The following is a 19434-nucleotide window of genomic DNA, read 5'->3' as shown; positions in this document are numbered from 1 at the left end:
CAACCCGGTGCCGCCAGCCGTAGCCGGCGGCACCCGCTGAACGAGAACAACAACAATGCATGCGGATCATTCCCAACCTGCGTCATCGCGCTCCGCCTTCCGGACCTTCTGTGTTTCCGGCATGGGCACGGCGCTGGAATTCTACGATTTCATCATCTATGGCACCGCCGCCGCGCTGGTGTTTCCCCAGGTGTTCTTTCCCCAGATGGACCACCTGACCGCTACCCTGGTGGCGTTCAGCGCTTTTGGCGCCGGTTTCTTCGCCCGGCCGTTGGGCGGGCTGGTGTTCGGTCACTTCGGCGACCGTATCGGCCGGCAGAAAGTGCTGGTCGCGACCTTGCTGCTTATGGGCCTGAGCACCTTTCTCATCGGTTGCTTGCCAACTCACGCTAGCATCGGTGTGGCCGCGCCGATCCTGCTGGTGCTGCTGCGCCTGGTCCAGGGCTTCGCCGCGGGCGGGGAGTGGGGCGGTGCCGCGCTGTTCGGCATCGAGTCTGCGCCGCCGGGCCGGCGAGGCCTATGGGGTAGCTTCACGAGCATGGGTATCGGTGTTGGCGGCATCTTCGGCGCGGCGGTCTTCGCCATCGTCAGTGCCGCCTTCGACGACAACCTGGTGGACTTTGCTTGGCGCATCCCGTTCTGGCTCGGCGGCACCCTGGTGCTGATCGGCCTGTACGCCCGCCTCAAGTCTCCAGCCCCCGTTGCCGCCCCTGCGGTCAAGCCGGTACGCCCGCCGCTGGCCCAGGCCCTGCGCCAGCGTCCACGGCAGCTGCTGTTGTGCACCGGCATCGCCTTTGGCTATTGCACCATTGCCTACATTGGCAGCACGTTCTTCCTGACCTATGCCACCCAGGTAGGTTATGGCAGCACCGAGGCGTTGATGTTCGACCTGACGTTGTCGATCGCCATCGTGTTCTCCGCACCGCTGTTCGGCTACCTGTCCGACCGCCTGGGTCGGCGCACGGTGATGGTGTTCGGTGCCGTGGTCATGGCGCTCGGGCTGTTCGCCTTCTTCGAACTGGTCGGCATGAAGAGCTTTGGCATCGCCCTGTTCGCCTACAGCCTGACCGGCTTGCTGATGGGCGCGACCCAAGGGCCGATCCCGGCGTTTCTGGGCGAGCAGTTCCCGCGCAGCATGCGCTACTCGGGAATCTCGGCCAGCTACCAGATCGGCGCGGCGCTGGGCGGGGGGACGGCATCGAGTATCGCCACGGCGATTCTTATCCTCACCGAGCACAACCCGCTGGGGGTGGCATTGTATGGCACGGGGGCATTGGCCTTGGTGGCGATATGCTCGTTGATGTTGCGCGAGACCTCGCAGTTGAGCATGGAGGAAATCGATGAGGAGCGTGTTGGTGTTGCATTTGGGGGACCAAGTTACTGCGACATCAATCGCCATTAGCAGACAAAGACCGAGAATTTCTGCGCATAGCGGCGTTCAGTTGAACCGGAGAGGGTACAGGCTTACCTTTCCGAACGGCAGCCATGGGCCGGTGACCTGGTCCCCCGTCGCTCAATATGGCACTGCTGGAAGGGACGCCAGAGGTCAATAATCGGTGTAGCCCTTTTCTCCAGGGGTGTAAAAGGTCGAGCTATCAGGTGCTACCAAGTTCTGTCCCGACGCCAGCTTGGTGACCAGGTCTGGGTTCGAGATGAATGGACGACCGAACGCAACCAGGTCGCCACGCTGTGCGTCGAGATCCGCATTGGCACGGGCGACATCGTAGCCACCGGAGAGTATGTATTGGCCGTTGAATGCGGCACGGATAGCGGATTTCAATTCGGCGCTGACTTCCGGCGCCCCCATGGCGCTGTGATCGACGATGTGAATATAGAGTAGGCCGAGCGCATTCAAGTCCTCGATCAAATGCAGGTACATCGCGTCCATATCGGCATCCGGCAGCTGGCCATTGAACACTCCATACGGCGAGATACGCATGCCAACCCGCTGCGCGCCAATGGCGGCGACAGTTGCCCTGGCAACTTCGACCGCGAAGCGGATGCGGTTTTCGAGCGAGCCTCCCCAGCGATCATCACGCTGGTTGGATGCGGTATTGAGGAATTGGTCGATCAGGTAGCCATTGGCTGCATGCAGCTCGACGCCATCGAAACCAGCCTGTATCGCCAGTTTGGCCGAGGCTGCATATTCGGCGATGCTCTGGGCAATGTCCGCCTCGCTCATTGCGTGTGGGGCAGGATGCGGCTGCATTCCTTCAGCGTCGGTCCACATCTCGCCGGGAGCGGCGATCGCCGAGGGTGCCAGGATGCGAGCGCCTGCCGGCAGGTTCGCAGGGTGGCTGACCCGCCCGGTGTGCATCAATTGCACAAAAATCCTTCCACCGGCCTGATGGACACCATCGGTCACTCTTCGCCAGCTGTGCACTTGCTCTTCGTTGAACAGGCCAGGAATGCGTGGGTAACCCAGGCCATTGGGTGATGGAGAGGTGCCTTCGGTAATAATCAGTCCGGCGTCCGCCCGAAGGCGGTAGTACTCTGCCATCAGTTCATTGGGCAGGTTGCCGATCGCGCGGCTGCGGGTCAGTGGCGCCATGACAATGCGGTTCTTCAGCGTGAGGTTGCCGAGCTGGGCAGGGGTGAACAAGCGGTTGTTCATGGACGTTTCCTTGGTGTTGGATTCGATCGTTCCTAGAGCATCACGCGCTCAAGGTTGTAGCTGGTATCGTTCAGCCGCGTGGGTTTGTCGAATGTCAGACAACAGCCCTTGACGCGCACCTTCCAGCGCATTCCAGCGCTCAGCATCGTGAAGCGGCGGGATGGTTACCAACTCGCGACGGTCGAAGCCGACGAGTGCCGCATCGACCAGCTCACCGACCTCCATCAGCTCGGGGAGTGTGTTGACGTCAATGCCGGCACGCGCCCAAATCTCGGTGCGGGTCGCTGCCGGCAGCACCGCTTGCACGTATACGCCTTTGGGTGACAGCTCCAGGCTCAGGCCCTGTGACAGAAACAGCACGAAGGCTTTGGTAGCGCCATAGATGGACATGCCGAACTCGGGCGCAAAACCCACCACAGAACCCACGTTGACGATCGCCCCCGTGCCTGACTGCGCGAGGCGCGGCGCGATCGCAGCAGCGAGCCGCGTCAGGGCGGTGGTGTTGAGCGTGACAAGGCGATCAATGGCTTCGGCGGATTGGTCCAGGAAACCACCCGATTGGGCCATCCCCGCATTGTTGATCAAGACGCCGATATCAGCGTCATCGCGCAGTCGATTTTCAAGTACGCACAGGTCTGCCGAGCGGGTCAGGTCGGCGGGCAGCACCTCAACGGCCACAGTGCTTTCCTTGCGCAAGCGCAAGGCCAGCTGCTCCATGCGCGATTTGTCGCGCGCAACAAGGATGAGATCATGGCCACGACGGGCGAAACGCTCGGCGTAGGTGGCGCCAATGCCGCTGGAGGCACCGGTAATGAGTACGGTCGGACGTGTGATCATGGGGTTACCTTCATGTCGATGGTTTGGTGGGGAATACGGCGGCAGTCACATCTTGATCACGACCTTGCCCTTGGAACGTCCTTGCGCAAGGTACTCAAGCGCACCTTTTGCGTCCGCGAACGGAAATACCCGGTCGATCACCGGCTGAATTCGCTGAGCTTCCAGAAGTTTGCCGATTTCGGCGAGTTGGGCGCCGTCGGGGTGGACGAAAAGGAACGAGTATCTGACGTTCCGCTTCTTTGCCAGGCGCATGATCTTGCGGCTCATCAGCCCGAATACGAAGGTCAGGAAGACGTTCAGCCGTTTGGTACGGGCAAATGCAGCATCCAGCGGGCCGATGAGCGAGACGATCTGGCTTCCCGGTCTGAGGATGGACATGGATTTTTCAATCGCGTCGCCCCTTACGGTGCCGAGCACTGCGTCATAGCCGCGCAGCACGGTCTCGAATTCCTGGGTCTTGTAGTCCACAACCTCGTCTGCCCCCAGAGCGCGCACCAGTTCAAGGTTGCCTGTGCTGGTGGTGGTTCCCACCGTTGCACCAAGGTGTTTCGCCAGCTGAATTGCAAACGTGCCGATCCCGCCCGACCCGGCAGGAATGAATACCTTCTGCCCAGCCTGAAGATTGACGCGTTCCTTCAGCGCTTGCCATGAGGTGAGGCCGACCATCGGGATCGACGCAGCCTGTACGAAGCTCATGTTGGCCGGTTTCATCGCGGCAGCGCTCTGCGGTACCACCGCGAATTCGGCAATCGCCCCTGTGCCAAGATCGAAGATGCTGGCGAAGACAGCATCGCCTGGCTTGAAGCGGGTCACGTTACTACCAACCTCGGTCACTATGCCGGCCAGATCGCTGCCCAGGGTGGCTGGCAGCTGGAAATGCAATACAGGCTTGAACATCCCCGTCGGAATCATGTTGTCGATCGGGTTCAGGCCGGCAGCGTGAACCTGTACCAATAATTCGTCGGCCTTTAACGTGGGGCGGGGAATGTCGGCCAATCCGATGTCGGGCGACTTGCCATAGCGTTTGAAGGTTAGTGCTTTCATGGTTCGGTTATTCATCATGGGTTTTTGATACTTGTCTGTTCTGAACCGTCAGGGAGAAAGTCCCGTACCGCAGGTACAAAGGCTTGGCAATTTTGCAAGACCCCCATGACCAGAATCGGGATAGATGGTCAGTTGGGCCTTCGGCAGGCGGCGAGCCATGTCAGCTGAAAGCCTGCTGTCGACCATGAGGTCGTTGTCGCCATTGGCGACTCACACCGCCCATTGAAAAGCCAAGCAGATCGACCCTGTCGAGTCCCAATGCACGAATGAAGGCAATTGCATCACGCCCCATTATTTCTCGCGCTCATCAGTGACGCCTCCCGAACCGGTGGATGGCTCATCACCGAGGTGTTACTATCGATTTGATACAGACAATACTACCATTTCGAAGGCTGGTCACTATCAAAATAGTATGGACATGAAAAATAGTTGCGATAACCCGTGCCCGATCGCCCGCAGCCTGGCTGTTGCCGGTGACGCCTGGAGCATATTGATCCTGCGGGATGCCCATGCTGGCCTCACTCGCTTTGACCAATTCCGGAAAAGCCTGGGTATTGCGCCGACAATGCTGACCCGCCGGCTGGCGACACTGACGGAGGAGGGATTACTGGAGAAGCGGCGCTACTCGGAGCACCCGCCTCGAGAGGAGTATCTGCTGACCGCTGCGGGTCGCGATTTTCTACCTGTGCTTTTCATGATTGGTGCATGGGGGCGGCAATACCGAGGTGGTGGCAAGCTGACGCGCTTCTTCGACGCGGAAACAGGCACGGAAATTAAAGCTGTCGCCGTGGACGAGATTACAGGGGCGAAGATCGGCACTCGCCCCATGCGCATTGTTATACCTGACGAAAGCTGAGACGATCTCTGATCCCGTCGGTAGATCATTGGTCGAGCCTCAAAGCTACTATCGACCCATCATAGATAGGCGCCACGGACCGGCTTCGGCCAGGCGCAGCCCCTCCTGGCCAGATACGTTGACTTGAGCCGTCTCGGCTCTATTCACTCACCAACTGGATTATCGTCTTGCCCTTGGCGCGACCTTGAGCGTCCTGGCGAAATGCGTCGTTGACCTTATCCAGTGCAAACCATTCCGGATTCACCCGCAAGGCTGTCGAATGAAGGGCCGGTTGCTCCGTCTCCTCCATTCCGATAAGAAGCTAAATTTGCATATCAGTTGTTCCCCCAAGAGGCCCAGTGGCGATGGATCTGTTCGACAGCATGCGCATCTTCGTACGCGTCGTGGAGCGAGGGTCTTTTTCGGCAGTGGCTCGGGAGCTGAACATGGGGCAGCCGGCAGTGAGCAAGCAGGTCCGCGCTCTGGAGCAGTACCTGGGCGGGCCAGTGTTCGCCCGCAGCACCCGGCACCTGGTTCTGACCGACCAGGGGCAACGTTTCTACAGTCACTGCCAGGAAATTCTCGGCCACCTCGAAAGCGCCACGCGCAGCTTTGCCTGCGGTCAGGAGCAGATCGCTGGGCCCCTGCGCGTCGCTGCACCGGTCAGCTACGGGAGGTTATGCATAGCACCTCTGATCGGAACTTTTCTGCAGCGCTATCCCGATGTGCGGATCGATCTGCGGTTGAACGATCACAATGAAGACCTGCTCATGGAAACATCGACCTGGCGATCCGGATCGGGGTGGTGAAGAACGAGGGGCTGGTGGCTGTGTCCCTAGGCACCAGCCCCCGGCGGGTATACGCCTCGCCTACGTATCTGCAACGCCACGGCCTGCCACTCGAACCGGGTGAACTGGCAGGCCACAACTGCATCGGCTTCACCTTGCTGGAGCACTACGACCGCTGGCGCTTCACGCACAAGGCGGACGAGTTCGAGGTTGCCATCACCGGCAACGTCACCAGCAACAGCAGCGAGGCGATTCGTGAAATGGTACTCTGCGGCTTGGGCATCTCCCTGTCGCCACAATGGCTGTTCGCGGCGGACGTTGAACTTGGCAGCGTGCGTAGTGTGCTCGACGATTACCAGCCTCTCGCGCTACCAGTCAGCGCGGTGTTCAGTCGTGAGCGGCGACATTCGGCACGGGCAATGGCGTTCATCGATTTTCTCCGCGAGCACCTGCAAGTTACCCCAGGCGGAGCATAGGCCCGCGGTTGTCGGCGCAGTCGGTGAAGCTTTCGCTGTCCACAGCGTGAAAGGAGGTGTTTGATGCAACTCATCGCTCTGAAAATCGACAAGCCAGAAACGACGAACTTCATTTTTGGCCAGACGCACTTCATCAAGTCTGTCGAGGACATCCATGAAGCGCTGGTAAATGCCGTGCCAGGTATCCAGTTTGGCCTGGCCTTCTGTGAAGCGTCCGGCGAACACCTGGTGCGCTGGTCTGGCACCGATACCGCCATGATCGAGCTTGCCCAGAAAAATGCACAAGCCATTGCGGCTGGCCATAGTTTCATCATCTTTCTCGGCGATGGCTTCTATCCATTGAATGTGCTGAACACCATCAAGCTGGTTCCAGAGGTGTGCCGTATTTTTTGTGCGACAGCCAATCCGGTTGAAGTGATTCTTGCCGAGACGGGACAGGGGCGGGCAGTCCTTGGGGTAGTGGATGGTGTGTGCGCCACTGACATTGAAGGCGATGAAGACATTGTGAGACGCAAGGGCTTGTTACGACAGATCGGCTACAAATTGTGAGTTGGCGAGCGGGTACGCATGAGCGCTGCCTTGTACGATGGCCACGCTAACCAGTACTCGAATTTGATAACAAACAAGCCATTCCCGGTGAAACGAAAGCGGCGTAGCTGAGACATTGATCAGGCCCAGAAACCAAACAGCAGCAACGCCGCCACACCTAACCCGAGCGCAACCGAACACCCCCCCAACGACAGTGCTGCTCGGCCTTCCTGGTACCAGCCGTCATGGCCCAGCTGCCGTGCCGGCGCCAACAGGCTGCGCCAGTGCAGTTCCGTGTCATGAAACGCCTGCAAATGCGCCGGGTCCGCATCCAGCCAGCGGCGAAAATCGATCCGTTCGCACGCCGTCACCTGTGGGCTTTGCAAGCGCACATACCATTGCCCGGCAACACTCGCCGCTACATCCCGGCGCGAGCGGCCGGCCTGCAGCGCCTGGCCCATGTGCCGCTCGATGCTCGCCAATGGCAGATCGAGGCGGGCGGCGATGCTGGCGAAGTCCAGCTGGTCGAGGCGATTGAGCAGGAACACTTGCTGCACACGCCGTGGCAGGCGCTTCAGGGCATGCAGCAGAGCGTCGTCGGCATGATATTCGGCAGCAGGGTTTGGGTGCTCAAGGGGCAGTAGCAGACGGTTCATGGACAGCTCCTTGCTCTGGTAAGGATGAGAGGGGGCATCTTCCGTGATGCGTGATCAGCGTAGGTTAAGCGAGATTGATTCTCAAGTGCTGATTCCGCAAAGTTTTGTAATGAGCGTTCACGCCCTGAAACACCTTTGCTATCATGCGCGCCATTACGATCTTCATTAGCCTGAAGAGCCAAAAAAAAGACCCAGCAAAAAGCTGGGTCAAAAACCGTGATTAGCCTGATGAGGAGATAATCTGAGAGCGACCTAAGCTCCAGGTTATCCAGCAGATCTTGCGATCAGCTGAGTGCAATAATAATGGTTATCATTTGCAAGTCAAATGAATTTTCGCTAACCCGGTAAAAAAATTTACCGGTGCGCTTCCTTGTCCCGGCAATCGGGGCCTTTGCCGTTACCAGGCCATCACGTTCTCTCCCTTCTTTTCGTGTCTACAAACCCGGCCCCACGGTGCGTTTGTGCTCCAGCAGTGCGCGGGCCATGTCCATCATGTGCATCAGGGCGAAGGTCAGTTCGCGCTGGCTGCCGTGCTGGTGGCTGGCGGTTTCCTGCGCGGTGGCGGCGGCGCAACGCAGCAGGGCGATGGCGTGCTCCTGGGCCTGGTCGGTGGTTACGCCCTCGTGCAGGGTCCAGATCTTGTTGTCCTGGGTGGGACGCGGCGGGTTGGGGTTGAGGTAGTAGTCGAGGGCGCGGCGGGCGGCTTCGCTGTCGAGATCTGTTTCGTCGTTTTTCGGTGGTTTCATCCTGATACCTGCTAACACCAGTAGGGAAAGGGTTCAGATCGATACTAATACCTAAAGTATTTTTTTGCTTTCCGATAAATAATACTGAATGTTTATTGAGCGCTAGAAGGCAGTCCGTATCGTGCCAGCGATGAATATGGATAAATGGATTGCCCTCGTCCGTGACCGGATGGAGGAGCTAGGGCTCACTCAAGAGCAGCTTGCCGAGCGCGTTGGCGTGTCTCAAGGCAGCGTGGGGCATTGGGTGAACAAGCGGCGCCAGCCGAAGATCGAGTCGATGAACCGCACATTCGTCGAGATTGGCATGCCCCACTACAACGTCAGCCTACAGCTGCGCATTGTTGGTCAGGTTGGCGAGGAGCGCGGTATTTACGAGGTCGATGACACCGATGACGACCTGGACCTCATGCAATACATCGTGTGCTTCCGCTACCCGGTGCTGGGTTGGGATGAGCTAGGTGTTGCAGAGGGGGCGGAGCCAGGTGTGTTCGAGCAGACGGACTACCTGGCCCAGGGCAAGGCGTTCTGGCTGACTGTCGAGAATGATGCGATGAGTGCCGCCAGTGGCCGCAGTGTGCCGCAGGGCATGCGGATGTTGGTGGACCCTGGGGTAGATGCCGAGCCAGGGCGTCTGGTTATCGCTCGGCAGCCCGGCAAACCGGCGATTTTCCGTGAGTTGGCGGAGGAAGGTGGGCAACGGTACCTGAAGGCACTTAACAGCAACTACCCGGCGCTGTTGTGTGAGGATGGCTGCGAGTTTCTGGGGGTGGTCGTGCGAGTGCATGGCTCTTTCTAGATTGCCGGGGCTGCTGCGCAGCCCTTTCGCGACACGAGGCCGCTCCCACAAGTACCGCACCAACCTCAAGGCATGCACCGTACCTGTGGGAGCGGCCTTGTGTCGCGAAAGGGCCGCAAAGCGGCCCCTAGGGCTCTTACTCCACCAATTCGACCAGCACCGTCCCTTCGCTGACCATATCCCCTTCCTGGCAGAACAACGCCTTCACCGTGCCGCCATGCGGCGCACGGATGCTGTGCTCCATCTTCATGGCTTCCAGCACTACCAGCGCCGTACCCGCTTCCACCACCTGCCCCGGCTCCACCAGCACACGGACGATGCTGCCGTTCATGGGCGCGCCCAGGCCACCCTGGTGGCTGTGGCTGGCCTCGGCCTCGGCAATCGGGTCGAAGGCTTCGATGGCATGCATCTCGCCGTCCCAGTGCAAGTACAGCGTGCCACCGCGGCGGATCGCAAGGTGCTGGCGACGCACGCCAGCCTGGTCATGTACCAACTGCTCGCCTACTAGTTGCCAGGTAGACGCAGCGCTGCGCTCCAGGGCAACCGCCTGGTCCTGCCCGCCACTCACCAGGTGCAGGCTGCTGCGCGCCGGCAGGCCCAGGCGCAGGCCGTTGCGCTCGGCCCACGGCGAACTGCGGTCGTCCTCCCGCTGCTGTGCGGCCTGGCCCTGCAACCAGGCCTCGGCCGCCGCTTCCCAGAAGCCTGCTGGCAGCGCTTGAGGCGCGGGCAGCAAAACCTCCTGGTGACGCGGAATGAAGCCGGTATCCAACTCCGCTGCGGCAAATGCCGGGTGGGCGAGGATGCGGCGCAGGAAGGCGATGTTGGTCTTCAACCCGCCAATGGCAAACTCGTCGAGCATGGCCAGCAAGCGCAGGCGCGCCTGCTCGCGGTCTTCGCCCCAGGCGATCAGCTTGCCCAGCATCGGGTCGTAGAACGGCGACACCACATCGCCTTCGCTGACCCCGCTGTCCACCCGTCGCCCTTCGCCGGCTGCCGACTCGCGGTACAGCGCCAGCGTGCCGGTCGCGGGCAGGAATTCGTTGGCCGGGTCCTCGGCGTACAGGCGTACTTCGATGGCATGGCCGATCAGCGGCACCTGCTCCTGAGTGATCGGCAGGGCCTCGCCGCAGGCCACGCGAATCTGCCAGGCCACCAGGTCGAGCCCGGTAATGGCCTCGGTAACCGGGTGCTCCACCTGCAGGCGGGTGTTCATCTCCATGAAGAAGAACTCGCCACGGGCATCGAGCAGGAACTCCACGGTGCCGGCGCCCACGTAGCCGATGGCCTGGGCTGCGCGTACCGCTGCCTCACCCATGGCCCGGCGCAATTCGGCTGACAGGCCTGGCGCAGGGGCTTCTTCCACCACCTTCTGGTGACGGCGCTGGATCGAGCAGTCCCGCTCGTTGAGGTACAGGCAGTTGCCGTGCTGGTCGGCGAATACCTGGATTTCCACGTGGCGCGGCTTGAGCACGTACTTCTCCACCAGCATGCGCGCATCACCGAACGACGACTGCGCCTCACGCTGGGCCGAGGCCAGGGCGTCGGCCAGCTGGCTTTCTTCCTCGACCACTTTCATGCCCTTGCCACCGCCGCCGGCGCTGGCTTTGAGCAGCACCGGGTAGCCGATGCGTTCGGCGGCGGCGCGGAAGGTGTCCAGGTCCTGGGCTTCGCCGTGGTAGCCCGGCACCAGCGGCACGCCGGCGGCTTCCATCAGCGCCTTGGCCGCCGATTTGCTGCCCATGGCGTCGATGGCGCTGGCCGGTGGGCCGAGGAAGATCAGCCCGGCTTCTTCGATGGCGCGGGCGAAGCCTGCGTTCTCGGACAGGAAGCCATAGCCCGGGTGGATGGCCTGGGCGCCACTGGCCTTGGCGGCGGCCAGCAGCTTGTCGACCAGCAGGTAGCTTTCGGCGGCCTTGGTGCCGCCGAGGTCGACGCGGATATCGGCTTCGCGGCTATGCCGGGCGTCACGGTCGGTGGCGCTGTGCACGGCGACAGTGGTCAGGCCCATGGCCTTGGCGGTGCGCATCACTCGGCAGGCGATTTCGCCGCGGTTGGCAACCAGCAGGGTGGTCAAAGCGGGGCGGCTCATGGGCGCGGCTCCTTCTTGTCGTCGGTTTGCCAGGCGGGGCGGCGTTTTTCCAGGAAGGCGCGCAGGCCCTCCTGGCCTTCGGCGCTGACGCGGATGCGGGCGATGGTGTTTTCGCAGTAGCGGCGCAGAGCCGGGCTGAGTTCGCCGTCGTCCACTTCGCGCAGCAGGTCCTTGGTGGCGCGCAGCGCTTGCGGGCTGTTCTGCAGCAGGTTGGCCACCCAGGCTTCGACCTGGGCGTCCAGTTCGCTGGCCGGGTATACCTCGGCCAGCAGGCCCAGCTCGCGGGCCCGTACACCGCTGAAACGCTCGGCGGTGAGGGCATAGCGGCGCGCGGCACGCTCACCGATGGCCTTGACCACGAACGGGCTGATCACCGCCGGGGCCAGGCCGATGCGCACTTCCGACAGGCACAGCTGGGCGTCTTCGGCACCGATGGCCATGTCGCAGCAGCTGATCAGGCCCAGCGCGCCGCCAAAGGCCGCGCCTTGCACCACGGCCAGGGTCGGCGCCTTGAGGCGGTGCAGGGCGTACATCAGCTCGCCCAGCTCGCGGGCATCATCCAGGTTGGTGTTGAAGTCCAGCTGCGCCGACTGCTGCATCCAGGCCAGGTCGGCGCCGGCGCTGAAGTGCCGGCCACGGCCGCGCAGCAGCACGAAGCGCAGGCTGGCGTCCTCGGCCAGCTGGTCGAGGGCGACGATCAGCTCGCGGATCATCAAGGCGTTGAAGGCGTTGTTCTTGTCCTCGCGGCTCAGCCACAGGGTGGCGAAGCCGCGCGGGTCGCGGATCACTTCGAGGGTGCTGAAATCGCTCATGGGTCACATCCGGAAAATGCCGAAGCGGCTCTGTTCGATCGGTGCGTTCAGCGCGGCAGACAACGCCAGGCCGAGCACGTCGCGGGTCTGTGCCGGGTCGATGACACCGTCGTCCCACAGGCGGGCGCTGGAGTAGTAGGGGTGGCCCTGGTGCTCGTACTGGTCAAGGATCGGCTGCTTGAGCCGGGCTTCGTCTTCGGCGCTGAACGGGTGGCCACTGCGCTCGCTCTGTTCGCGCTTGACCTGGGCCAGCACGCCGGCGGCCTGTTCGGCCCCCATCACGCCAATCCGCGCGTTGGGCCACATCCACAGGAAGCGCGGGTCGTAGGCACGGCCGCACATGCCGTAGTTGCCGGCACCGAAGCTGCCACCGATGATCACCGTGAACTTTGGCACCTGGGCACAGGCCACGGCGGTGACCAGCTTGGCACCATGCTTGGCGATGCCGCCTTCTTCGTACTTTTTGCCGACCATGAAGCCGGTGATGTTCTGCAGGAACAGCAGCGGGATGCCGCGCTGGCAGGCCAGCTCGATGAAGTGCGCGCCTTTTTGCGCGGCCTCGGCGAACAGGATGCCGTTGTTGGCCAGGATCGCCACCGGGTAGCCGTGCAGGTGGGCGAAGCCGCACACCAGGGTGGTACCGAACAGCGCCTTGAATTCATCGAACACCGAGCCGTCGACCAGGCGCGCGATCACCTCGCGCACGTCGAACGGTTGCTTGGCATCGGCCGGTACCACGCCGTACAACTCGTCGGCGGCGTACAGGGGGGCCACCGGGGCCTGGCGCTGCAGCTTGCCCAGCTTGCGCCAGTTGAGGTTGGCCACGCTGCGTCGGGCCAGGGCCAGGGCATGTTCGTCGTTGTCGGCATAGTGGTCGGCCACGCCGCTGGTGCGGCAGTGCACATCGGCGCCGCCGAGGTCTTCGGCGCTGACCACTTCACCGGTGGCGGCTTTCACCAGCGGCGGGCCGGCGAGGAAGATGGTCGCCTGCTGGCGCACCATGATCGCTTCGTCGGCCATTGCTGGCACGTACGCGCCGCCCGCGGTGCACGAACCCATCACCACGGCGATCTGCGGAATGCCCAGTGCGCTCATGTTGGCCTGGTTGAAGAAGATCCGCCCGAAGTGCTCGCGGTCGGGGAACACTTCGTCCTGGCGCGGCAGGTTGGCGCCACCCGAGTCCACCAGGTAGATGCACGGTAGGCGGTTCTGCAGGGCGATGGTCTGCGCCCGCAGGTGCTTCTTCACTGTCAGCGGGTAGTAGGAACCGCCTTTGACCGTGGCGTCGTTGGCCACGATCATGCATTCCACGCCTTCGACGCGACCGATGCCGGCGATCACGCCGGCAGCGGGCACGTCTTCGCCATATACCTCATGGGCGGCCAGCTGGCCGATTTCGAGGAACGGCGAGCCCGGGTCCAGCAGGCGGTCGATACGCTCGCGTGGCAGCAGCTTGCCACGCGAAGTGTGCCGCTCCTGGGCCTTGGGCCCACCGCCCTGGGCCACCTGGGCGAGCAGACCGCGCAGGGCCTGGACCTGTTCGAGCATGGCCGCGCTGTTGCCGGCGAACTCCGCCGAACGCGGGTTGATCTGGGTGTGCAAGGTAGCCATGTGCGCCCGTCCCTTGTGCTCAGCGGGTTTCGTTGAACAGTTCGCGGCCGATCAGCATCCGGCGGATTTCGCTGGTGCCGGCACCGATCTCGTACAGTTTGGCGTCGCGCAGCAGGCGGCCCGCCGGGAATTCGTTGATATAGCCGTTGCCGCCGAGAATCTGGATCGCCTCCAGGGCCATTTGCGTGGCGCGCTCGGCGGTGTACAGGATCACTCCGGCGGCGTCCTTGCGGGTGGTCTCGCCACGGTCGCAGGCCTGGGCCACGGCATACAGGTAGGCGCGGCTGGCGTTGAGCTGGGTGTACATGTCGGCGATCTTGCCCTGGATCAGCTGGAACTCGCCGATGCTCTGGCCGAACTGCTTGCGGTCGTGGATGTAGGGCACTACCAGGTCCATGCAGCTTTGCATGATGCCGGTCGGCCCGCCCGACAGCACCACGCGCTCGTAGTCCAGGCCGCTCATCAACACGCGCACGCCACCGTTGAGCTGGCCGAGGATGTTTTCTGCCGGCACTTCCACGTCGTCGAAGAACAGCTCACAGGTGTTCGAGCCGCGCATGCCCAGCTTGTCGAACTTGTTGCTGCGGCTGAAGCCTTTCCAGTCACGCTCGACGATGAACGCGGTGATGCCGTGCGCGCCCTTGTCCAGGTCGGTCTTGGCGTAGATCACGTAGGTGTTGGCGTCAGGGCCATTGGTGATCCAGGTCTTGCTGCCGTTGAGCACGTAGCGGTCGCCGCGCTTCTCGGCGCGCAGTTTCATCGATACCACGTCGGAGCCGGCGTTGGGCTCGCTCATGGCCAGGGCGCCGATGTGCTCGCCGCTGATCAGCTTGGGCAGGTACTTGAGCTTCTGCTCGTGGCTGCCGTTGCGGTTGATCTGGTTGACGCAGAGGTTGGAGTGGGCACCGTAGGACAGCGCCACCGAGGCCGAGCCACGGCTGATTTCTTCCATCGACACCACGTGGGCCAGGTAGCCCAGGCCGGCACCGCCGTACTCTTCCGGCACGGTGATGCCCAGCAGGCCCATGTCGCCGAACTTGCGCCACATATCAGCAGGGAACAGGTTGTCGTGGTCGATTTGCGCGGCGCGCGGGGCCAGTTCAGCGGCGACGAAGGTGCGCACCTGGTCGCGGAGCATGTCGATGGTTTCGCCCAGGGCGAAGTTCAGGGAGGGGTAATGCATGCTGGGGCACCTTGTTGTTCTTGAAATTGGGTAACACCGTAGCTCAAGGGCTATCCACCGGCCCTGTGGGAGCGGGTACGCCGACAAACCCGATGTCGTTTTCACCTTTACGTTAACGTAAACATGCGGACGACCACTGTCAATCTACTCGTCACCTTTACGTAAACGTAAATCTGCGCCAGAGTATTCCCCGCTTGCTTCAGTCGTGCCCAGAACAACCACAAGAAGGGACACCCATGAGTCAACCAAGCTATACCTGCGGTCGCCAGGACCAACCCTTGCTGACCCAGACCATCGGCCAGGCCTTCGATGCCACCGTGGCCCGTTGCGCCGACAGCGAGGCCCTGGTGTCGCGCCATCAGGGCCTGCGCTACAGCTGGCGGCAGCTGGCCGGGCAGGTCGAGGTGCATGCCCGCGCCTTGATGGCCTTGGGCGTTAACACCGGCGACCGGGTCGGCATCTGGTCACCCAACTGCGCCCAGTGGTGCATCCTGCAGCTGGCCAGCGCCAAGGTCGGTGCCATCCTGGTCAACATCAACCCGGCCTATCGCGTGGGCGAGCTCGAATACGTGCTGCGCCAGTCCGGCTGCCGCTGGCTGGTGTGTGCCGACGCCTTCAAGACGTCCGACTACCACGCCATGGTCCAGGAACTGGCGCCGGAGCTGACCAGCGCCACCCCGGGTGAAATGGCCAGTGAACGCCTGCCCGACCTGCGTGGTGTGGTCAGCCTGGCCGCCAACCCGCCGACAGGCTTCCTGCCTTGGCAAGCGTTGGCCGAGCGGGCAGGGCAAACCTCTGTCGAGGCCTACGCGGCGCGCCAGCAAAGCCTGCAGTTCGACCAGCCGGTGAACATCCAGTACACCTCCGGCACCACCGGCGCGCCGAAGGGCGCCACGCTCAGCCACTACAACATCCTCAACAACGGCTTCATGGTCGGCGCCAGCCTGGGCCTGAGCGCACGTGACCGCATGGTGATCCCGGTGCCGCTGTACCACTGCTTCGGCATGGTCATGGCCAACCTCGGCTGTATCACCCATGGCAGCACCATGATCTACCCCAACGACGCCTTCGACGCCGAGCTCACCCTGCGCGCCGTGGCCGAAGAGCGCGCCAGCATCCTCTATGGCGTGCCGACCATGTTCATCGCCATGCTCGACCACCCCGCGCGTGCGCAAATGGACCTGTCGACCCTGCGCAGCGGCATCATGGCCGGCGCCACCTGCCCGATCGAGGTAATGCGCCGGGTCATCGACCAGATGCACATGGCTGAAGTGCAGATCGCCTACGGCATGACCGAAACCAGCCCGGTGTCGCTGCAGACCGGCCCGGACGACAGCCTGGAGCTGCGCGTGACCACCGTTGGCCGCACCCAGCCGCAGCTGGAGAACAAGCTGGTGGACGCCGACGGCTGCATCGTCCCGCGCGGCGAGATTGGCGAGCTGTGCACCCGCGGCTACAGCGTGATGCTCGGCTACTGGGACAACCCCCAGGCCACGGCGGATGCCATCGACCCGGCCGGCTGGATGCACTCGGGCGACCTGGCGGTGATGGACGAGCACGGCTACGTACGCATCGTCGGGCGCAACAAGGACATGATCATTCGCGGCGGCGAGAACATCTACCCGCGTGAGCTGGAAGAATTCTTCTACACCCACCCGGCTGTGGCCGATGCGCAGGTGATCGGCATTCCGTGCAGCCGTTATGGCGAGGAGATCGTCGCCTGGATCAAGCTGCACCCGGGGCACACTGCCACGGTCGAAGAGCTGCAGGGCTGGTGCAAGGCGCGCATTGCACACTTCAAGGTGCCGCGGCATATCCGCTTTGTCGACGAGTACCCGATGACGGTGACGGGCAAGGTGCAGAAGTTCCGCATGCGCGAGATCAGTGTGGCGGAGATTTCGGCTGCAACTGCTGGTTGATGTACTGATGCTACCGGCCCTTTCGCGGGTGAACCCGCTCCCACAGGTACAGCGCCGCGTTCGAGGTTGGCGCGGTCCCTGTGGGAGCGGGTTCACCCGCGAAAGGGCCGGTCCTGCCTTCACCAGTTCCTGGTCTACCCTTAAGCCTTCACCGGTGGTTCCTGGCTCGGCGGGTCGCCCACCGTCGGCGGCACGGTCGGCTTGATCGGCAGCTCGTCCGGGTCTTGTTCCGGCACGGGCGGCGGCAAGCTCGGGTCGTCGATGTTGGGGTCGGGTGTCTCCGGTGGAATAGGAATGTTCATGGCCTGACCTCGCATGGGTAATTGAAGAGGTGCTGCAGGCTTCGACCCCTGGCAGTTGCCGTTCGCTCAATTTTTTTGAACCCCACGCCTGTGCCCGGCTCTGAACCCTTACTGCCACCAGCCTGAGGGAGCAAGGTCCGATGTCACGAAACGAGCCCTTCGAAAGCGTGCCCATGGCCAACGATCACCCGGACCAGGCCATCAGCCTGTCCCAGGCGCTGCTGGCGCCGCGCATCGTGATTGAAGACACCCAACCCGTGCTCGAAGCCGGCACCTTCGCCGCCAAGGCCATCAGTGGCCAACCGGTGGCGGTCAGCAGCAAGGTCTACAGCGACGGCCATGACCGCCTGGTAGTAGTGCTCAACTGGCGCCAGGCCCATAGCCGGCGCTGGCATTGCGTGCCCATGCAGTCGCCGGGCAACGACCTGTGGCTGGCCGAGTTCACCCCCACCGAACTGGGCCCGCACCTGTTCAGCATCGAGGCCTGGATCGACCCGTTCGCCACCTATTGCCACGACCTGGAGAAGAAGTACCACGCCGGTGTCGAGGTAAGGCTGGAGCTGGAAGAAGGCCGGCTGATGCTGGGCAAGGGCATCGAGTTGTGCAACGGCGCCCTGCGCGAGGAACTCGAAGCCGTGCGGCAGCGCCTGCCCACGCTAAGTGCCGATGACCAGGTGGCGCTGTTCCTCGACCCCGCCACCGCCCGCCTGATGAGCGACGCCGAGCACCGTAGCTACCTGGCCCGCAGCTGCGAGTTCCCTGTCGATGTCGACCGCCCGGCGGCGCAGTTCGCCAGCTGGTACGAGCTGTTCCCGCGCTCGATCACCGACAGCCCAGAGCGCCACGGCACCTTCAATGATGTGCACGCGCGCCTGCCGATGATCCGCGACATGGGCTTCGACGTGCTGTACTTCCCGCCCATCCACCCCATCGGCATGCAGCACCGCAAGGGCCGTAACAACGCCCTGAAAGCCGAGCCGGGTGACCCGGGCAGCCCGTATGCCATCGGCAGCCCGGAAGGCGGCCACGAGGCGATCCACCCGCAACTGGGCAGCCGCGACGACTTCCGCCGCCTGGTGGCCGCGGCGGCCGAACATGGCCTGGAAATCGCCCTCGACTTCGCCATCCAGTGCTCACAGGACCACCCCTGGCTCAAGGAGCACCCCGGCTGGTTCAGCTGGCGCCCGGACGGCACCATCCGCTATGCCGAGAACCCGCCGAAGAAATACCAGGACATCGTCAACCTCGACTTCTACGCACCCGACGCCGTGCCCTCGCTGTGGCTGGCCCTGCGTGACGTGGTGGTCGGTTGGGTCAAGGAGGGCGTGAAAACCTTCCGCGTCGACAACCCGCACACCAAGCCGCTGCCGTTCTGGCAATGGCTGATCGCCAATGTGCGCAGCCGGAACCCGGATGTCATCTTCCTCGCCGAAGCCTTCACCAAGCCGGCGATGATGGCCCGCCTGGGCAAGGTCGGGTACGCGCAGAGCTATACCTACTTCACCTGGCGCAACCACAAACAGGAACTGCGCGAGTACTTCGAGCAGCTCAACCAGCCGCCATGGAGCCAGTGCTACCGGCCCAACTTCTTCGTCAACACCCCCGACATCAACCCGTACTTCCTGCACACCTCTGGCCGCGCCGGCTTCCTCATTCGCGCGGCGCTGGCGGCCATGGGGTCGGGCCTGTGGGGCATGTACTCGGGGTTCGAACTGTGCGAAGGCACGCCGCTGCCGGGCAAGGAGGAGTACCTGGATTCGGAGAAGTACGAAATCCGTCCGCGCGATTTCAGCCAGCCCGGCAATATCATCGCCGAGATCGCCCAGCTCAACCGCATCCGCCGGCAGAATCGCGCCTTGCAGACCCACCTGGGCGTGGCGTTCTTCAACTGCTGGAACGACAACATCCTGTACTTCGCCAAGCGCACGCCCGAGCGCGACAACTACATCCTGGTGGCAATCAGCCTCGACCCGCACAACGCCCAGGAGGCGCATTTCGAGCTGCCGCTGTGGGAGCTGGGGCTGGACGACAATGCCGAAACCCATGGTGAGGACCTGATGAACGGCCATCGCTGGTCGTGGTATGGCAAGACCCAGTTCATGCGTATCGAACCCTGGCACCTGCCGTTCGGTATCTGGCGCATCGAAAAGGTCCGTTAGGGCTTGATTACTGGGGGCTGCACAGCAGCCCCAAAACCA

Annotated in this window: 16 protein-coding genes and 2 pseudogenes; 7 read left to right on the top strand and 11 right to left on the bottom strand. The window is 62.8% G+C overall.

Annotation, left to right across the window (positions count from 1 at the left end):
* Positions 1 to 55 precede the first annotated feature (55 nt).
* A complete protein-coding gene (locus FQ664_RS19005; RefSeq protein WP_144174066.1) occupies positions 56 to 1402 on the top strand; it encodes an MFS transporter in 1347 nt (448 codons plus the stop codon).
* Positions 1403 to 1546: 144 nt separating this feature from the next.
* On the opposite strand, the gene FQ664_RS19000 is transcribed toward FQ664_RS19005, so the two are convergent.
* The 3 genes from FQ664_RS19000 to FQ664_RS18990 are packed head-to-tail and all read right to left on the bottom strand — an operon-like array spanning position 1547 to position 4495.
* Positions 1547 to 2614, bottom strand: coding sequence for an alkene reductase (locus FQ664_RS19000; RefSeq protein ID WP_144174065.1), 1068 nt, complete (start codon positions 2612 to 2614; stop codon positions 1547 to 1549).
* 48 nt (positions 2615 to 2662) lie between these two features.
* A complete protein-coding gene (locus FQ664_RS18995; RefSeq protein ID WP_144174063.1) occupies positions 2663 to 3451 on the bottom strand; it encodes an SDR family NAD(P)-dependent oxidoreductase in 789 nt (262 codons plus the stop codon).
* A 45-nt stretch (positions 3452 to 3496) separates the two neighbouring features.
* Positions 3497 to 4495, bottom strand: a complete 999-nt coding sequence (locus tag FQ664_RS18990) for an NADP-dependent oxidoreductase (RefSeq protein ID WP_144174061.1) — start codon at positions 4493 to 4495, stop codon at positions 3497 to 3499.
* Between the two features lie 412 nt (positions 4496 to 4907).
* Between FQ664_RS18990 and FQ664_RS18975 the strand changes: the two genes are divergently transcribed.
* The gene (locus FQ664_RS18975; RefSeq protein WP_144174060.1) at positions 4908 to 5351 is read left to right on the top strand and encodes a winged helix-turn-helix transcriptional regulator; all 444 of its coding nucleotides are present in this window, start codon (positions 4908 to 4910) and stop codon (positions 5349 to 5351) included.
* A 139-nt stretch (positions 5352 to 5490) separates the two neighbouring features.
* Here FQ664_RS18975 and FQ664_RS27935 read toward each other — a convergent pair.
* Positions 5491 to 5604, bottom strand: a pseudogene (locus FQ664_RS27935) (quinone oxidoreductase); the annotation flags it as partial.
* A 91-nt stretch (positions 5605 to 5695) separates the two neighbouring features.
* Here FQ664_RS27935 and FQ664_RS18965 point away from each other — a divergent pair.
* Together FQ664_RS18965 and FQ664_RS18960 are read left to right on the top strand one after the other, a co-directional pair.
* A pseudogene (locus FQ664_RS18965) lies at positions 5696 to 6594 on the top strand (LysR family transcriptional regulator).
* A gap of 63 nt (positions 6595 to 6657) precedes the next feature.
* Positions 6658 to 7143, top strand: coding sequence for an adenosine-specific kinase (locus FQ664_RS18960; protein ID WP_144174058.1), 486 nt, complete (start codon positions 6658 to 6660; stop codon positions 7141 to 7143).
* 119 nt (positions 7144 to 7262) lie between these two features.
* Here the strand turns inward: FQ664_RS18960 and FQ664_RS18955 are convergent, their stop codons facing one another.
* Positions 7263 to 7778 (bottom strand): DUF4880 domain-containing protein, encoded by a 516-nt coding sequence (locus tag FQ664_RS18955; protein ID WP_144174056.1) that lies wholly within the window; start codon positions 7776 to 7778, stop codon positions 7263 to 7265.
* Positions 7779 to 8212: 434 nt separating this feature from the next.
* A complete protein-coding gene (locus tag FQ664_RS18950; RefSeq protein ID WP_144174054.1) occupies positions 8213 to 8524 on the bottom strand; it encodes a DUF6124 family protein in 312 nt (103 codons plus the stop codon).
* A gap of 130 nt (positions 8525 to 8654) precedes the next feature.
* On the opposite strand from FQ664_RS18950, the gene FQ664_RS18945 reads away from it, so the two are divergent.
* Entirely contained in the window at positions 8655 to 9320 is a 666-nt protein-coding gene (locus FQ664_RS18945; protein ID WP_144174051.1) for a LexA family transcriptional regulator, read from the top strand.
* A gap of 136 nt (positions 9321 to 9456) precedes the next feature.
* Here the strand turns inward: FQ664_RS18945 and FQ664_RS18940 are convergent, their stop codons facing one another.
* From FQ664_RS18940 to FQ664_RS18925, 4 genes are read right to left on the bottom strand one after another with little or no spacing between them, the layout of a single operon-like run.
* Positions 9457 to 11409, bottom strand: a complete 1953-nt coding sequence (locus FQ664_RS18940) for an acetyl/propionyl/methylcrotonyl-CoA carboxylase subunit alpha (RefSeq protein WP_144174050.1) — start codon at positions 11407 to 11409, stop codon at positions 9457 to 9459.
* A complete protein-coding gene (locus tag FQ664_RS18935; RefSeq protein WP_015271009.1) occupies positions 11406 to 12221 on the bottom strand; it encodes a gamma-carboxygeranoyl-CoA hydratase in 816 nt (271 codons plus the stop codon). The genes FQ664_RS18940 and FQ664_RS18935 overlap by 4 nt, the downstream gene beginning before the upstream one ends.
* A gap of 3 nt (positions 12222 to 12224) precedes the next feature.
* Positions 12225 to 13832 carry a carboxyl transferase domain-containing protein gene (locus tag FQ664_RS18930; RefSeq protein ID WP_144174049.1) on the bottom strand — a complete coding sequence of 536 codons (1608 nt, stop codon included), beginning with the start codon at positions 13830 to 13832 and terminating at the stop codon, positions 12225 to 12227.
* A 19-nt stretch (positions 13833 to 13851) separates the two neighbouring features.
* The gene (locus tag FQ664_RS18925) at positions 13852 to 15015 is read right to left on the bottom strand and encodes an isovaleryl-CoA dehydrogenase (protein WP_144174048.1); all 1164 of its coding nucleotides are present in this window, start codon (positions 15013 to 15015) and stop codon (positions 13852 to 13854) included.
* A 236-nt stretch (positions 15016 to 15251) separates the two neighbouring features.
* On the opposite strand from FQ664_RS18925, the gene FQ664_RS18920 reads away from it, so the two are divergent.
* Positions 15252 to 16934 (top strand): AMP-binding protein, encoded by a 1683-nt coding sequence (locus tag FQ664_RS18920; protein WP_144174047.1) that lies wholly within the window; start codon positions 15252 to 15254, stop codon positions 16932 to 16934.
* Between the two features lie 140 nt (positions 16935 to 17074).
* On the opposite strand, the gene FQ664_RS27315 is transcribed toward FQ664_RS18920, so the two are convergent.
* Entirely contained in the window at positions 17075 to 17236 is a 162-nt protein-coding gene (locus FQ664_RS27315; protein WP_172228164.1) for a hypothetical protein, read from the bottom strand.
* 140 nt (positions 17237 to 17376) lie between these two features.
* Here FQ664_RS27315 and FQ664_RS18915 point away from each other — a divergent pair, with 140 nt between their 5' ends.
* On the top strand, positions 17377 to 19395 hold the full coding sequence (locus FQ664_RS18915) for an alpha-1,4-glucan--maltose-1-phosphate maltosyltransferase (RefSeq protein ID WP_144174046.1): 2019 nt from the start codon (positions 17377 to 17379) through the stop codon (positions 19393 to 19395).
* Positions 19396 to 19434: the final 39 nt, after the last annotated feature.

Origin of the sequence: Pseudomonas persica, from assembly GCF_900291015.1 — a bacterium.
Taxonomy (GTDB): Bacteria; Pseudomonadota; Gammaproteobacteria; order Pseudomonadales; family Pseudomonadaceae; genus Aquipseudomonas.
This window is presented reverse-complemented; position numbering and strand designations above follow the sequence as displayed.

Excerpts from the sequence above, each read along its gene's own strand:
- FQ664_RS18975 (WP_144174060.1), top strand. The coding sequence starts at position 4,908 with ATGGACATGAAAAATAGTTGCGATAACCCGTGCCCGATCGCCCGCAGC.
- FQ664_RS18930 (WP_144174049.1), bottom strand. The coding sequence starts at position 13,832 with ATGGCTACCTTGCACACCCAGATCAACCCGCGTTCGGCGGAGTTCGCC.
- FQ664_RS18995 (WP_144174063.1), bottom strand. The coding sequence starts at position 3,451 with ATGATCACACGTCCGACCGTACTCATTACCGGTGCCTCCAGCGGCATT.
- FQ664_RS18945 (WP_144174051.1), top strand. The coding sequence starts at position 8,655 with ATGAATATGGATAAATGGATTGCCCTCGTCCGTGACCGGATGGAGGAG.
- FQ664_RS27315 (WP_172228164.1), bottom strand. The coding sequence starts at position 17,236 with ATGAACATTCCTATTCCACCGGAGACACCCGACCCCAACATCGACGAC.
- FQ664_RS18955 (WP_144174056.1), bottom strand. The coding sequence starts at position 7,778 with ATGAACCGTCTGCTACTGCCCCTTGAGCACCCAAACCCTGCTGCCGAA.
- FQ664_RS18940 (WP_144174050.1), bottom strand. The coding sequence starts at position 11,409 with ATGAGCCGCCCCGCTTTGACCACCCTGCTGGTTGCCAACCGCGGCGAA.
- FQ664_RS18920 (WP_144174047.1), top strand. The coding sequence starts at position 15,252 with ATGAGTCAACCAAGCTATACCTGCGGTCGCCAGGACCAACCCTTGCTG.
- FQ664_RS18950 (WP_144174054.1), bottom strand. The coding sequence starts at position 8,524 with ATGAAACCACCGAAAAACGACGAAACAGATCTCGACAGCGAAGCCGCC.
- FQ664_RS18925 (WP_144174048.1), bottom strand. The coding sequence starts at position 15,015 with ATGCATTACCCCTCCCTGAACTTCGCCCTGGGCGAAACCATCGACATG.
- FQ664_RS18915 (WP_144174046.1), top strand. The coding sequence starts at position 17,377 with ATGTCACGAAACGAGCCCTTCGAAAGCGTGCCCATGGCCAACGATCAC.
- FQ664_RS19000 (WP_144174065.1), bottom strand. The coding sequence starts at position 2,614 with ATGAACAACCGCTTGTTCACCCCTGCCCAGCTCGGCAACCTCACGCTG.
- FQ664_RS18960 (WP_144174058.1), top strand. The coding sequence starts at position 6,658 with ATGCAACTCATCGCTCTGAAAATCGACAAGCCAGAAACGACGAACTTC.
- FQ664_RS19005 (WP_144174066.1), top strand. The coding sequence starts at position 56 with ATGCATGCGGATCATTCCCAACCTGCGTCATCGCGCTCCGCCTTCCGG.
- FQ664_RS18990 (WP_144174061.1), bottom strand. The coding sequence starts at position 4,495 with ATGAAAGCACTAACCTTCAAACGCTATGGCAAGTCGCCCGACATCGGA.
- FQ664_RS18935 (WP_015271009.1), bottom strand. The coding sequence starts at position 12,221 with ATGAGCGATTTCAGCACCCTCGAAGTGATCCGCGACCCGCGCGGCTTC.